Source organism: Micrococcus sp., from assembly GCF_030523875.1.
GTDB lineage: Bacteria > Actinomycetota > Actinomycetes > Actinomycetales > Micrococcaceae > Micrococcus.
On the sequence record NZ_JAUNHR010000002.1, the window covers coordinates 43,819 to 55,895 of the forward strand.

The 12,077-nt window shown below is 75.1% G+C and carries 14 protein-coding genes; 9 read left to right on the plus strand and 5 right to left on the minus strand.

Features of this window, described 5'->3' with window-relative positions:
• Positions 1-102: 102 nt before the first annotated feature.
• Entirely contained in the window at positions 103-1,422 is a 1,320-nt protein-coding gene (locus Q4D18_RS00635; RefSeq protein ID WP_303124783.1) for a maltose ABC transporter substrate-binding protein, read from the minus strand.
• Between the two features lie 324 nt (positions 1,423-1,746).
• On the opposite strand from Q4D18_RS00635, the gene Q4D18_RS00640 reads away from it, so the two are divergent.
• Both Q4D18_RS00640 and Q4D18_RS00645 read left to right on the plus strand, forming a co-directional pair.
• Positions 1,747-2,769 (plus strand): LacI family DNA-binding transcriptional regulator, encoded by a 1,023-nt coding sequence (locus Q4D18_RS00640; RefSeq protein ID WP_303124785.1) that lies wholly within the window; start codon positions 1,747-1,749, stop codon positions 2,767-2,769.
• Positions 2,770-2,866: 97 nt separating this feature from the next.
• A complete protein-coding gene (locus Q4D18_RS00645) occupies positions 2,867-3,943 on the plus strand; it encodes an ABC transporter ATP-binding protein (protein ID WP_303124787.1) in 1,077 nt (358 codons plus the stop codon).
• Here the strand turns inward: Q4D18_RS00645 and Q4D18_RS00650 are convergent.
• A complete protein-coding gene (locus tag Q4D18_RS00650) occupies positions 3,933-4,460 on the minus strand; it encodes a MarR family winged helix-turn-helix transcriptional regulator (protein ID WP_295018596.1) in 528 nt (175 codons plus the stop codon). The genes Q4D18_RS00645 and Q4D18_RS00650 overlap by 11 nt on opposite strands.
• Positions 4,461-4,621: 161 nt before the next feature.
• On the opposite strand from Q4D18_RS00650, the gene Q4D18_RS00655 reads away from it, so the two are divergent.
• The 5 genes from Q4D18_RS00655 (at position 4,622) to Q4D18_RS00675 (ending at position 8,849) form a co-directional block, all read left to right on the plus strand.
• On the plus strand, positions 4,622-5,839 hold the full coding sequence (locus tag Q4D18_RS00655; RefSeq protein WP_303124791.1) for an MFS transporter: 1,218 nt from the start codon (positions 4,622-4,624) through the stop codon (positions 5,837-5,839).
• 152 nt (positions 5,840-5,991) lie between these two features.
• The gene (locus Q4D18_RS00660; RefSeq protein WP_303124793.1) at positions 5,992-6,288 is read left to right on the plus strand and encodes a hypothetical protein; all 297 of its coding nucleotides are present in this window, start codon (positions 5,992-5,994) and stop codon (positions 6,286-6,288) included.
• Positions 6,285-7,319: a Clp protease N-terminal domain-containing protein gene (locus Q4D18_RS00665; protein ID WP_303124795.1), complete on the plus strand. Its 1,035-nt coding sequence runs from the start codon at positions 6,285-6,287 to the stop codon at positions 7,317-7,319. The genes Q4D18_RS00660 and Q4D18_RS00665 overlap by 4 nt, the downstream gene beginning before the upstream one ends.
• 79 nt (positions 7,320-7,398) lie before the next feature.
• A complete protein-coding gene (locus Q4D18_RS00670) occupies positions 7,399-8,427 on the plus strand; it encodes a hypothetical protein (protein WP_303124797.1) in 1,029 nt (342 codons plus the stop codon).
• Between the two features lie 71 nt (positions 8,428-8,498).
• Positions 8,499-8,849 (plus strand): hypothetical protein, encoded by a 351-nt coding sequence (locus Q4D18_RS00675; protein WP_303124798.1) that lies wholly within the window; start codon positions 8,499-8,501, stop codon positions 8,847-8,849.
• A 122-nt stretch (positions 8,850-8,971) separates the two neighbouring features.
• On the opposite strand, the gene Q4D18_RS00680 is transcribed toward Q4D18_RS00675, so the two are convergent.
• Entirely contained in the window at positions 8,972-9,847 is an 876-nt protein-coding gene (locus Q4D18_RS00680) for a class III extradiol ring-cleavage dioxygenase (protein ID WP_303124799.1), read from the minus strand.
• A 153-nt stretch (positions 9,848-10,000) separates the two neighbouring features.
• On the opposite strand from Q4D18_RS00680, the gene Q4D18_RS00685 reads away from it, so the two are divergent.
• Positions 10,001-10,516, plus strand: a complete 516-nt coding sequence (locus tag Q4D18_RS00685; RefSeq protein ID WP_303124800.1) for a MarR family winged helix-turn-helix transcriptional regulator — start codon at positions 10,001-10,003, stop codon at positions 10,514-10,516.
• Here Q4D18_RS00685 and Q4D18_RS00690 read toward each other — a convergent pair.
• Positions 10,473-10,937 carry a DUF2809 domain-containing protein gene (locus tag Q4D18_RS00690; RefSeq protein WP_303124802.1) on the minus strand — a complete coding sequence of 155 codons (465 nt, stop codon included), beginning with the start codon at positions 10,935-10,937 and terminating at the stop codon, positions 10,473-10,475. The two genes, Q4D18_RS00685 and Q4D18_RS00690, sit on opposite strands and share 44 nt — an antisense overlap.
• Before the next feature lie 114 nt (positions 10,938-11,051).
• On the opposite strand from Q4D18_RS00690, the gene Q4D18_RS00695 reads away from it, so the two are divergent.
• Positions 11,052-11,792: a sulfite exporter TauE/SafE family protein gene (locus tag Q4D18_RS00695; protein WP_303124803.1), complete on the plus strand. Its 741-nt coding sequence runs from the start codon at positions 11,052-11,054 to the stop codon at positions 11,790-11,792.
• Positions 11,793-11,801: 9 nt separating this feature from the next.
• Here Q4D18_RS00695 and Q4D18_RS00700 read toward each other — a convergent pair.
• A partial coding sequence (locus tag Q4D18_RS00700; protein WP_303124804.1) for a M23 family metallopeptidase occupies positions 11,802-12,077 on the minus strand: 276 nt, incomplete at its 5' end.

The following is a 12,077-nucleotide window of genomic DNA, read 5'->3' on the forward strand; positions in this document are numbered from 1 at the left end:
GGGGGGGGGGGGGGGGGGGGCCCCGCGGCCCCCCGCCGGGGCCGGGGGGGGGGCGGGCCGGGGGGGGCCCCGGGGGGGGGGTGCGCCCCGGGACGGGGCGGGTCACTTCCCGAGCTTGCCCTCGATGTCGGACACCATCTTCTTCCAGGCCTCGGCCGGCTCGGCCTCGCCCTTGATGATGCGCATCTCGGCGGAGCCCCAGAACTCGAACACGGCGCCCATCTCGGGGGCGGCGGGCATCGGGACGCCCTCCTTGCCGATCTCGCCGAAGGCCTTGACGACCTCGTCCTGCGCCGCCTTGTCGAAGGAGGCCTTCAGGGCGGGGGCGCGCTTGCCCTCCTGGTACAGGGCGTCCTGCGCCTGCTCCGTGGAGAGGTAGTTGATGACGAACTCGTTGGCGGCCAGCTTGTTCTTGGACTCGGCGGACACGAAGAACGCGTTGACGCCCACGAACGGCTGGGCGGGCTGGTCGCCCATGGCCGGGATGGGCTCGACGGCGAACTCGACGCCCGCCTTCTGGGCGTCCTCCACGTTCCAGGGGCCGGTCAGGAAGTACGCGGCCTGGCCCTTGAAGAACTGCTCCTTGGCGATGTCGCCCGTCATGTTGGGGTTGAACATGCCGGTGCCCTCGGGGCCGTGCTCCGCCAGCTTGGCGGCGAAGGCCTCGCCCTCGGGGCCGCCCATGGCCAGCGAGCTGACGTCGTAGGAGCCGTCGGCCTTCTGCGCGAAGACGGGGGCGCCCATCGAGGTCTGGAACGGGTACAGGTGGTAGGGATCGCCCTGCACCGGGTCCAGGCCGACGACGAAGCCGTACTTCGCCTGGCCGCCGTCGACGACCTTCTTGCTCTCGGCGACGAGCTCGTCGAAGGTCTTCGGGGCGGTCTGGGCGAGCTTGGTGTTGCGCAGGAGGGCGATGTTCTCGACCGAGTAGGGCACGCCCCAGGTCTTGCCCTGGTAGGTCACGGCCTGGACGGCGGCCTCGGAGAAGGCGCCGGACTTCTCGCCCATCTCGAGGGGCTCGATGACGCCGTTCTGCACCAGCGCGCCGATCCAGTCGTGGGCGCCGACGATCACGTCCGGGCCCTTGCCGGTGGGCGCCTGGGTGATGAAGTCGTCCCGCATGGAGGAGTTGTCCTTCACCACCAGGTTGACGGTGATGCCCTTCTCCTCCTTGAACTTCTTGGCCACGGCCTCCAGGGGGCCCTGGCGGTTCTGGTCCACCCACATGGTGATGGTGGTGGCCCCGCCCTGGGTCAGGTCCTGGGAGGAGGAGGCCGCCCCGGCGGACGCGGAGCCCGCCGAGGAGGACGGCGCGGAGGAGGTGCCGCCCGAGCAGGCGCTCAGGGCCAGCGCGGAGACCGCGCCGGTGAGGGAGAGGGCGAAGGTGCGGCGGGACATGCCGCCGGGGATGTTCGCAGTCATGGCTGCCTTTCGGTGCTGGACGACCCCGTGGGATCGCCGCACGGCGGGGCCGCGGGCGGTCGCGCCGTCGCGACCGGGGTCGAGGCCGTCCGGGGGTCGGGCTCGCCGGGCCCGGACGGGATGGAAGCAGTGTAAGCGTTTCCAGTGTGGCGGTCCACACAGGGGGCGGAAGCGGCCTGTCCGCGCGTCCTGGCGCGGAGCCGGTGGTCGATCGCGGCGTCGCGGGGCCGATGGAAACGTTTCCACTGCGGACGCCGCGGGCCTAGGATGTGGCCCAGTCCTCCCCGCCTGACGGCGGCCCGGTTCGAGAGAAGCAGAGACCCCATGGCCGGCATCAAGGACGTCGCGCACCTGGCCGGCGTCTCCACCGCGACGGCGTCGCGCGCCCTCACGGGCGCCGGCGCGGTCGCCGCGACGACCCGCGAGCGCGTGCAGGACGCCGCGCGGGTGCTCGGCTATGTCCCGCACGCCCCCGCCGCCTCCCTCGCCTCCGGCCGCACGGGCACGGTGGGGGTGGTGGTCCCGGACGTGAACCGGTGGTTCTTCGCCGCCGCCCTCGAGGGGATCGCCCACGAGCTCATGGAGGGCGGCCTGGACCTGACCCTCTTCAACGCCGGAGTGTCGCCGGGGCATCGGGGCGCGATCTTCTCCGAGCTGGTCCACCGGGGGCGCCTCGACGCGCTCGCCACCGTCTCCTTCAAGCTCAGCGGCTTCGAGCTGGCGGGCCTGGCGCGCCTGGGCCGGCCCGTCGTCGCCCTCGGCGGCCTCGTGGACCCGGGCGTCGAGCTGCCCGACTGGTTCACCGCCCTGCAGGTGGACGACGTGGCCGTGGCGACCCTCGCGGCCGAGCACCTGCTCGAGCTCGGGCACCGGGACATCGCGTTCCTGGGCACCGTCCCCGAGGACGTCGAGTTCCAGGTGAGCACGGAGCGCACGCGCGGCTTCGAGCGCACCATGGCGCGGGCCGGGGTGCTCGTCCCGCCGGACCGGATGGTCGAGGCGGACTTCACCCTCGGCGGGGCCTGCCACCGGGTGCGCGCCCTGCTCGAGCGTCCCGGCCCGCGGCCGACCGCGATCCTCGCGATCTCGGACGAGATGGCGATGGGCGCCTGGATGGCCGCCCTCTCGCTGGGGCTGCGCGTGCCCGAGGACCTGTCCGTGATGGGCGTGGACGGTCACCCGGACGCAGCCCGGCTCGGCCTGACCACCGTGGACCAGACCCCCCGGGAGCAGGGCCGTCGCGCGGCCCGGCTGGTGGCCGAGACCCTGCGCGGCACGCCTGAGCCCCGCCGCATCCTGCACCGGCTGCACCTGCGCCGCCGCGCCAGCACGGCCCCGCCGCCCTAGGCGACCGGCTTGGACGGCGGCCGCCCGTCGTCGTCCCCCAGACCCCTTTCCACCCCGGATCGTCGGGCACGTGCCTGCCCGTGAAAGGACCCCTCCCATGGCCTCCGTGACGTTCAAGTCCGCCACCTGTCAGTACCCCAACGCCCCCCGCCCCTCCGTGGACCGCCTGGACCTGGAGATCGCCGACGGCGAGTTCCTCGTGCTCGTGGGCCCCTCGGGCTGCGGCAAGTCCACCTCGCTGCGCATGCTCGCCGGCCTCGAGCCCCTCACCGGGGGACGGGTGTTCCTGGGTGACCGGGACATCACGGACGTGGAGCCCAAGGACCGGGACATCGCGATGGTGTTCCAGAACTACGCCCTCTACCCGCACATGACCGTCGCGGACAACATGGGCTTCGCGCTGAAGATCGCGGGCGTCCCCGCGGACGAGCGCCGCCGACGCGTGGAGGAGGCGGCCAGGCTCCTCGACCTCGAACAGTTCCTGGACCGCAAGCCCAAGGCCCTCTCCGGCGGCCAGCGCCAGCGCGTGGCCATGGGCCGGGCGATCGTCCGCGACCCGCAGGTCTTCCTCATGGACGAGCCGCTGTCCAACCTGGACGCCAAGCTGCGCGTGCAGACCCGCGCCCAGATCGCCCAGCTGACCCGCCGCCTGGGGACCACCACCGTCTACGTGACCCACGACCAGACCGAGGCCATGACCATGGGCGACCGGGTGGCCGTGCTCAAGGACGGCCTGCTGCAGCAGGTGGACACCCCCCGCAACCTCTACGAGCGTCCGCGGAACGTGTTCGTGGCCGGGTTCATCGGCTCCCCGGCGATGAACATCCTGCGCCTGCCGCTGGCTGAGGGCGGCGTCCGGTTCGGCTCCGCCGTGCTCCCGGTGGAGCGGGAGGTGCTGGCCTCCGCCGGCGGCGAGGTGGACCTGGGCGTTCGCCCGGAGGACCTGGAGATCACCTCGGGCGACGGCCTCGAGGTGGAGGTGGACACCGTGGAGGAGCTCGGCGCCGACGCCTACGTCTACGGCCACACCGTCCTGGACGGGCAGGAGCGCATGATCACCCTCCGCACCGGCGGCTACACCGCTCCGGGCAAGGGCTCCGTGGTCCATGTGGTCCCGCGGCAGGAGCGCGTGCACCTGTTCCATGCCGAGGGCGGCGAGCGCCTCAACGGCTGATGCCGCCCTCCCGCGGCCAGGGCTGCTCGCGGAGGTCCTCCACCGACTCGTTGAACCGCCGCATCAGCGCGGCCAGGGCGGCCACGTCCTCCGCGGGCCACGCGGCCGTCACCCGGGCGGCGGCCGCGCGGCGGGCGGCGAGCTCGTCCTGCAGGGCGGCCCGGCCGGCGTCGGTGGGGCGGAAGCGGCGGGCCTGGCCGCCGTCGGGGTCCCGGATCCGCTCCACGAGGCCGGCCCGGCCGGCGGCGGTGAGCTGACGCTGCAGGGTGGAGACGTCCAGGCCGAAGGCCGCCGCGAGCTCGGCCATGGTCATGGGCCCCTGCGCGTCCAGGCGGGCCAGCAGGATCACCGCGCTGCGGTCCAGCGCGTCGGGACGCCGGTAGGCGCCCAACCCGTGCACCGCGTGGCGCAGCAGCAGCATGTGCTCGTGGACGAGGGCGTCCAGCCCCGGCGCGGAGCCCTCAGCCCCCTCGGCGGGTCGTGCAGGGGGTTCGGCGCGGTCGGGCAGATCGGGCATGGGGGACTCCGGGGTCGACGTCGGGGCGGGGCCCCGGCCCGGTGGCACACCGGGGCGGCGAGAGGAGTCTAGACTGCCGTGTGCATCATGAACATTGCATGATGCACATCCGGCGGGCGGGCGTGTGGCCCGGCCCGCGCACGTCGTCGCAGAGGACTCCCATGCAGCACCCCGACACCGAGAGCGCCGTCGAGGCCGGGTCACGGGTGGTCACCCCCACCTTCGTCGTGGCCTGGCTGGTGAACTTCGCCCAGTACCTGACCTTCTACCTGCTCACCACCACCATGGCGCTCTACGCGGTGCGCCAGTTCGGGGCGGGGGAGTCCGCGGCGGGCTTCGCGGCCAGCTCCTTCGTGGTCGGGGCCACGGCGGCGCGCGTCGTCGCCGGCCACGTGGTGGACAGCCTGGGCCGGCGCCGCGTGCTGCTGGTCTCGCTCGTCGTGGTCACCCTGGCGTGCCTGGCCTACCTGCCCACCGCGTCCCTCGGTGCCCTCGTGGCGCTGCGGATGGTCCACGGCGCTGCCTACGCCCTGGCCAGCACGGCCGTCATGACGCTCGTGCAGTCCGTGATCCCCCCGTCCCGACGCGCGGAGGGCACGGGGTACTTCGCCCTGGGCACCACCCTGGCCACCGCCCTCGGCCCGGCGCTGGGCCTGCTCCTCGTGGACGCCGCGGGCTACCCGGGGATGTTCTGGGCCACCGCGGCCGTCGCCGCCCTGGGCCTCGTGTTCGGCCTGGTCCTGCGGATCCCGGACACGCCCGCGGCCGCGCGGCCGCACCTGCTCCGCGACTTCCGTCTGGGCGGGATCCTGCACCCGGCCGTCCTGCCGATCGGGGTGTTCATGCTGCTGGTGGGCGTCGGCTACGCGGGCGTGATCACGTATCTCAACGGCTACGCGGAGGAGCGGGGGCTCACCGCCGGTGCGGGGCTTTTCTTCCTGGCCTACGCCGCCGTCATGCTCGTGATGCGCTTCGTGCTGGGGCGGCTGCAGGACCGGCGCGGGGACAACATCGTGGTGGGGATCGGCGTCGTGGCCTTCGCCGCGTCCCTCGTGGTGCTCGCGGTGGCCCGGCAGGACGCCGTGGTGGTGCTCGCCGGCGCGCTGGCCGGGCTGGGGTACGGCACCCTGATGCCGGCCGCCCAGGCGATCGCCGTGCGGCTGGTCCCGCCCACCCAGCTCGGCACCGGCATCTCCACGGTGTACCTGGGCGTGGACGTGGGCATCGGCCTGGGCCCGGTGGCGCTGGGCGGACTGCTGGCCGCGGCGGGCTACCTCTGGATGTACCTGGTGCTGGCCGCGGTGGTGGCGGTGGCGGGGGTGCAGTACGCGCTCGTGCACGGGCGCACCCCGGCCGCCCGCCCGGTCGCGGCGGGCTGATCCGTCGCTCCGCCCCTCCCCTCCGTCGTCGGTCGACTTCTCGGGGGTGTTGCGGCCGGACACCCCCGGGAAGTCAACCGAGGACGCTCGGGGAGGGGGCGGGTAAAGCAACCGGGGTTGACGGCACGCCCACCGTCAACCATGGTTGACACATGGCATCCCCCGGCATCCCCGATTCGACGACGACGGCGCACCCCGCCGCCGGCACGGACCTCGCCGCCACGGCCGCGGACGTGCAGGACCCCCAGCGGGGTCTGCGCGCCGTGGCCGCCCTGCGCCGTCTCACCGACGAGCTCGAGCTGAAGCAGGTCGAGGCCGCGCTCGCCGCGGGCCTCGGCTGGCCCGAGATCGCCGCCGCGCTCGGCGTGACCCGCCAGGCCGCGCACAAGAAGTTCAGCCGCCGCGTCAGCACCGAGCTGCGCCGCCCCCGACGGACGGAGACCCGATGACCCGCCTGACCGACACCCTCACCGCCCTGCCCGGCCGGCTCGCCGCCAAGCCCGCCGCCGCGCGTCGGACCCTGGCCACCGCCCAGGACCTCGCCGCCGCGGCGTGGCACGAGGCCGACGCCGCCGGCCGCGACGCCGTCACGCTCGACGACCTGCTCGTGGCCTTCGCCCTGGTCGGCGGGCCGGTAGGCCGGACGCTCGCCGCCCACGGCCTGACCGCGGAGGCGCTGCGGGCCGGTGTCCGCGAGCGGGACACCGCCGACCTGGCCGCCCTCGGCATCACCCCGCCGCCGTCGGCCGAGCCGGTCCGCGTGCCGGGCCGGCTGGATCCGCGGCGCTCCTTCCGCATGGACCCCGAGGCCGCCCGGTTCCTGGAGAAGGCCACCGGGTCCCCGGCGGCGCTCCTGATCGGTCTGGCGGACCACCCCTCGGGCCGCCCGGCCGCGGCCCTGCGCGCCGCGGGCGCCGACCTGCCCGGCCTGCGCGCGGCCCTGGCCGACCTCGGCGACGCCCAGGCCGAGGACAACGCCCCCGCCGCCCCGATCCCCGGCCTGCTCGACGGCCTCCGGGAGACCACGCGGCGGGGCCGGCGCTGGGTGCCGGTGTCCGCGGAGGCGGTGGGCGCCGTCGTCGGGGACGCGGAGGCGATGCGGCCCCTGCTGTTCCCCGACGCCGAGACCGCGGGGCAGGACGTGCGGGTCGCCCCGGGCCTGCTGGCGAGCAGCCTGAAGGGCCGGCCCTTCGAGTACCGCCTCGTTCGTGATGCCGACGTCGACGGCGCCCGCGAAGTGGTCTGGCAGATGTTCTGGCCCGAGGGCGTGCGCCCGCGGAGCGAGGGAACGGATCCGCGTGGCGCCTACGTGCACGTCCGGATCGAGCCCGACGACGGCGGGTCCGTCCTCACCCTGACCCGGGGCGTGCGCGGCTTCGGGCGGCTCGGCGGGCTCGTCGCGCCGCTGATGGCGGTCTTCGGCGGCTCCGGCCACCGCGGCATGGTCCGCGGGATCCTGGAGCAGGCGCGCCGGGGCTGAGATGCCCTCCGGACGGCAGTCTCGGACATCCACGTGTGGTCGTATGTGCGCCGACGCCGTGCACACCTATGCTCGCGCCATGAGCGACGACGTCCCCGCCCTGACCGTGGACACCCTGCTGACCGGCCCCCGCGGGCGGGACCTGTGCTTCGCCCTGCTGCCCGACCCGCCGCCGACCCTGTTCGGGCCCGTACCCGCGGACGCGGCCGAGGCGATGCGCGCGGCCGTCGGACGCTGGGACCCCGCCTCGCTCACCCGCTCCACCCTGCACGCGGCGCTCCTGACGAGCGTGGACGACGCGATGTACTGGCAGGCGCCGTGGGAGCACGAGGCGTTCCTCGCCGCGGACGGTGTGGTGGAGGCGTTGCGCCCGGTGGCCGAGGTCGTGGCCGCCCACCCGGACACCGCGTGGTGGACCCGGCCGTGCCCGGTGCGGCAGTGGAGCCTGCACCCGTGGGGGCGTCCGGTGGCCGGCGACGGCCCCGGCGTGGTGCTCCCGCAGGACGTGGAGACATTCATGGCCAAGGCCGAGGACGACGAGCTCCGCTTCCGCGCCTGGCGCGAGGCGGGCGAGGGCCCGGTGGGCGGGATCTGGTGGACTCAGCCCCCCATGCGCTTCACCCGCGCACAGATCCCGGAGGCCTTCGACCTCATCGAGGACTCCGACGCTCCCGAGGAGGTCTCCGCCTACCCCGTGCGCGGCCACGGGCGGGTCCTGGAGATCCGCGGACCGGAGGACTGGGTGGCGCTGTGCCGGGAGCATCCGTTCGAGGTCACCGAGTCCCGGCGCGCGGACTGGGGTGCCGTCACAGGCCGGCAGGGCCGCTGGTTCCTGCCGGACTGGCGGTCCGTGGCGCGCGACTGGGACGGGGTCCACCTCACCGTGGCCGGCTACCTGTCCACGGCCACCCGCGCCCTGATGTTGGACGACCCCTCCACGGGCGCCCTCACCGACGACGGCGGCGGGCGCGCCTGCCTGATGGCCGGCTTCGATCCGGACGCGACACTCTGGCTGACGGACGTGGTGCGGCCTCTGCCCGCCGAGGAGGAGCCGACGCAGCGCTGGGAGGGCGAGCCCACCCGCCGCCACCGCGCGGGGGAGCGGTGAGCGTGCGGGCCGCGGTCCGGGGCCGCAGAGGTGGGACGTGGGCGAGTGTCGCCGTCGTGCTGGCGGGCGGAATGCTCGCACTGACCGGCTGCGGGGTCGGCGAGCGCCTGCTGTGGGGCGGGGGCGGGTATGCCGTGAAGCAGACCACGCGCTCGGTGATCGACGCCGCAGCCGCGGGCGTGGCCCCCGCGGTGTGCGACGGCGTCGACGTGGACCTCGGTGAGCCCGACGACTGGCGCGGGGCCGGCGCGGGGGAGCCCGAGCGGATCGACGGGCGGTGGCACATCAACGTGGAGGTGCGCGAGGGCGTGCCCCGGGTGGGGGAGCCCATGCCGGGCGACCTCGTCTTCGGCGAGACCCCCGACGGCCTCTGCCTCCAGGAGCACCTGCCCTCGATCCCCATCTCCGTCAGCGCCGGCTGACCCGCGCGCCGAGCCTCCTATGCCTCCCCCGCCCATGGATCGGGTTGAGTTCTCGGAGGTCAGAGGCCACTGCACCTCCGAGAACTCAACCCGATCGCGCCGGGGGGGCGGGGTGGTGCGGCTCAGTCGACCGTGTAGCTGCGGATGGGGGTGGTGTACACGAAGCGGGCGAACACGGTGCGGGTGGTGGACGGGTCGTGTGCGGCGCCCATGGTGAGCAGCAGCGGCACGAAGTGGTCCGCCGTCGGGTGGGCGATCCGGGCGCCCGGGGCCTTGTCCAGGTAGCCCATCAGGGCGTCGACGTCGCCGGCGTGGGCCATCTCGGCGGCCCACGTGTCGAACGCGTCCACGTGGCCGAACAGGCGCGGGTCCCGCATGGCGGCGAACGAGTGCGTCATGAAGCCGGAGCCGATCACCAGCACGCCCTCGTCGCGCAGCTCGCGCAGGCGCTCGCCCAGGGCCAGCAGCGCGGCCGGGTCCTGGCTGGGCATGGACACCTGGAGCACCGGGACGTCGGCGTCCGGGTACATGGCCATGAGGGGGATGTAGGCGCCGTGGTCCAGGCCGCGCCCGGTCCGGTGCACCGCGCCCGGCCGGCCTCCGCCCAGCACACCGACCACGCGGGCGGCCAGGTCCGTGGCGTCCGGAGTGGCGTACTGCAGCTCGTGGTAGCGGGGGTGGAAGCCGCCGAAGTCATAGACGAGCGGGGTGCCCGCCGCGGCGGAGGAGACGGCCACGGGGGCGTCCTCCCAGTGCGCGGACACGATCACGATCGCCCGGGGCTTGGGCATGGTCTGGGCCCACCGGAACAGGTCGTCCAGCCACTGCGGGTCGTCGAGGGTGGGCGGGGCGCCGTGGGAGACGAACAGCGCGGGCATCCGGCCGTCCGCCGGCTCCCAGCGCCGCTGGGCCCGCGTGATCGGCAGGGCGCGGCGCAGCAGCTCGTCGTAGGCGCCGGCCGGCAGCGGCTGGGCCCAGGGGTCGGCGACGGCGGTCATGGGGTCCTCCTCACGACGGCCGGGGCCGTCTCGGGTTCACGGTTGAAGTCATGCTCTCGGTTTCGGACCCTACGTCGATCGACTTCACGGTGCAACTGACGGGCTCTCGCGCGGCGACTTAAGAGATGAACTCACTGCCGTAGGATGTCCGGCATGTCCGACGCCGCCCCCGCCGACTCGCACCGCGACCCCGCCGCCGACGTCCCCTGGCTGGACGAGGAGGAGCGCCGCGCGTTCCTGGCGCTGATGTCCGTGGTCCTGCGCCTCGAGCCCGCCCTGGACGCCCAGCTGCGCCGCGAGGCCGGCATGAGCCACTTCGAGTACTCGGTGCTCGCCAGCCTGTCCGAGGCCGACGGCGGCCGGCGCCGCATGAGCGCGCTCGCCCACCTCTCCTCGGGCTCCCTGCCCCGTCTGTCCCAGGTGGTCACCCGCCTCGAGAAGCGCGGCTGGGTGCGGCGTCGCCCCGATCCTGAGGACGGCCGCTACACCCTGGCGATCCTCACCGATCAGGGCCGGGCCGCCGTCGAGGCCGCCGCCCCGGGCCATGTGGCCCAGGTGCGCCGCACCGTCGTGGACCCGCTCACCCGGGCCCAGCTGCGTCAGCTCACCGCGATCGGCCGGCGGATCATGGGACAGATCGACCCCGAGGACCGCTGCCTCGAGGGCTGAGGCGCACTGCGGCGTCTACCGCCGCAGCGGCGCCCACGCCCACCAGGTACAGCAGCAGGTCCGACCACAGGAACCCCGTGCCCAGCACGAGCCGGGCGGGCGGGAACGCCTGGCCCAGGTCCGCGGGGATGCCCGTGAGCTGGAACAGCTCGATCGCCGCGCAGATCCCGAACGCCGCCCCCGCCGGGACGGCCGTCCGCGCCCGGGGCGTGCAGAACGCCACCAGCAGGTAGATCAGCACGGCGTACAGCGCGTCGCCGGCCGGGCCGGTCCACCACGCCGCCCCCTCGACCCCGCGCAGCCCCAGGCGCACCGCCAGCCCCGCGGCCACCGTGACCACCGCCGCGAGGGCGAGGCCGAGGCGGCGGCGGGCGGTCGGCGTCATCGAGGCGGGGGAGGGCCCGGAGGCAGGGGAGCGCATGGCACCGAGCCTGCCGTGCGCCCCGCGCGGCCGCATCCACCCCGGGGACCATCCCCGCACCCCCGCGCTCCTCCCGGGGGAGGAGCGGATCCGGGGCGGTGGGACACTGGCCGCATGGTCCTCGTGCTGGCGGTGCTGCTGTGCACGCTGGTCGGCGGCGCCCTCCAGCGGGTGAGCGGCATGGGCGTGGGCATGCTCGCCGCCCCCACGTTCACCCTGCTGCTCGGCCCCGCCGCCGGGGTGTCCCTGAGCAACGCCGCCGCCGTGGTCTCCGCGGTCCTGCTCACCCTGGTCCTCCACCGCGACGTCGACTGGCGCCGCTTCCTGCGGCTCGCCCCGCTCCTGGTGGCCGGCTCGCTCGCGGGCGCGTGGGCCGTGCGGGTGCTGGACGTCGCCTGGCTCGAGGTGGTGCTGGGCGCCTCGATCCTCGTGGCGATCGCCGCCTCCCTCGGCCTCCAGCGTCGCCTGGCCGTGCGCGGGCCCGGCGCCGCGCTCGCCTCCGGAGCCGTGGCCGGGTTCATGAACACCACCGCCGGGGTGGCCGGTCCCGCGCTCGCGGTCTACGCGGTGGCCTCACGGTGGGACCAGCGGTCCTGGGCCGCCACCCTGCAGCCGATCTTCCTGCTGGCCAACGTCACCTCGCTGACCACCAAGTCCCTGCTCGGCTCGGCGGGCCTGGACGCGGGCGTGCCCGCCGGGGTGTGGGCGGTGGTCCTCGTGGGGGTCCCGTCCGGCATCCTCCTGGGCGGGCTGGTCGCCCGGCGGGTGCCGGCCGGGCGGGCCCGCGGGCTGGCGCTGGTGCTGGCGGGCACGGGCGGCGCCGTCGCGCTGGTGCGGGGTCTGCTGGCCCTCTGAGGGTCCGCCTCAGCAGCCGCGCGGGGCGCGCCAGCCGTCGCCGAGGACCACGCCGCGCGCGGCGAGGAACGGCGCGGGGTTCCGCGGCTCGCCGGCCACGCGCAGCTCCAGGTGCAGATGGGGCGCCGTGGCGGTGCCCGTCTCGCCGACCTCCGCCAGCACGTCACCGGCCGAGACCCGCTGCCCCTCCTCGACGACGGCGCTGCCGGTGCGCGCGTGCGCGTAGAGCCACTGCCGCCCACCGGGCTCGTCCACGAGGATCACGTTGCCGCCGGCCTCCCCGCC